The sequence below is a fragment of the Streptomyces shenzhenensis genome, from assembly GCF_021462265.1.
Lineage (GTDB): Bacteria > Actinomycetota > Actinomycetes > Streptomycetales > Streptomycetaceae > Streptomyces > Streptomyces shenzhenensis.
In genome coordinates this window covers 1-1251 of sequence record NZ_JAJONF010000154.1, presented here as the reverse complement: position 1 = coordinate 1251, position 1251 = coordinate 1, and the positions used below count along the sequence as shown (strand labels likewise).

Here is a 1251-nt window from a genome sequence, read left to right as displayed (position 1 = left end):
GACTAAGTGTCGTTCTGGTTGGTGGAGTTGGGGTCGGGCAGGCTTCGCTTGATGCTTCCGTTCGGCCGGGCAGGGGTGCCGTGTCCTCGCAGAAGAAGTATCCGGTTGTCTTGAGTGCCGAAGACCGTCGGGCGTTGGAGCGTGTGACGACGACGGGGGTCCGCAGCGCGTCGATGATCAGGCGGGCGCGGGTGCTGCTCGCGTTGGACACCTCGGCCGGCGAGGTCGCTCCGCGGGCGGTGATCGCGGAGCGGGTCGGGGTCTCGTGCGATTCGGTCCGGCTGATCTCGAAGCGGTACGCGGAGACCGGCGGCGATGTGTGGGCCACGGTCGGCCGGAAGGAACGCGCACTGCCGCCGGTGCCCTCCTCGGTGACCGGCGAGGTCGAGGCAAGGCTGATTGCGCTGGCCTGCTCGAAGCCGCCCAAAGGACACGCCCGCTGGTCGCTGCGCCTGCTGGAGAAGCACGTCGCACTGGCCGAGGACATCCCGGATCTGGACCACTCCACGATCGGGCGGGTCTTAAAAAAACGGAACTGCGCCCTCACGTGAAGAAGTGCTGGACCATCCCGCCGGCCGCGAACGCGGCCTTCGCCGCGGCGAAGGAGGACGTCCTGGCGGTCTGCCACCGGCCCTTCGGCCCGGCGCGCCCGGTGGTGTGCATGGACGAGAAGCCGTACCAGCTGCTCGGCCACGTCCGCGGTCCGCTTCCCGGGCGGCCGGGCCGTGACCGGCGCGAGGACAACGAGTACGTCCGCTCGGGGACCTGCTCGATCTTCTGCTGGGTCGAGCCGCTGCGCGGATGGCGGCGCGTGGACGTGCAGTCCCGCCGGACCAGGGTCGACTGGGCGCACCAGGTCGAGCGCCTGCTGACCGTGGACTGTCCCGACGCCGCCACGGTCGTGCAGGTGATGGACAACCTCAACACCCACACCACCGCCTCGCTCTACGAGGCGTTCGACCCGGCAAAGGCCTTCGCGCTGGCCCAGCGTCTGGAGATCCACCACACCCCCAAACACGGGTCCTGGCTCAACATCGCCGAGACCGAGCTCTCCGCGCTCACCCGCCAGTGCCTGGACCGCTGCCTCGACGACCTCACCGTGCTCAACACCGAACTCGCCGCCTGGCAGCAGCACACCAACAGCAACCAGCGCCAAGTCGACTGGCACTTCACCACCGACGACGCACGCGTGAAACTACGCCACCTCCACCCAACCACACAGCGAAATTAAGCCGCGACAATCTACTAGGC

2 protein-coding genes are annotated in these 1251 nt (G+C 68.3%); both read left to right on the top strand.

Going from position 1 to position 1251, the window contains the following annotated elements; translation table 11 throughout:
• The coding region (locus LQ326_RS47190) for a helix-turn-helix domain-containing protein (RefSeq protein WP_234545381.1) at window positions 1-551 on the top strand (551 nt) is incomplete at its 5' end.
• On the top strand, window positions 548-1231 hold the full coding sequence (locus LQ326_RS47185) for an IS630 family transposase (RefSeq protein ID WP_234545380.1): 684 nt from the start codon (window positions 548-550) through the stop codon (window positions 1229-1231). The genes LQ326_RS47190 and LQ326_RS47185, both read left to right, overlap by 4 nt.
• The last annotated feature ends 20 nt before the right edge of the window (window positions 1232-1251 follow it).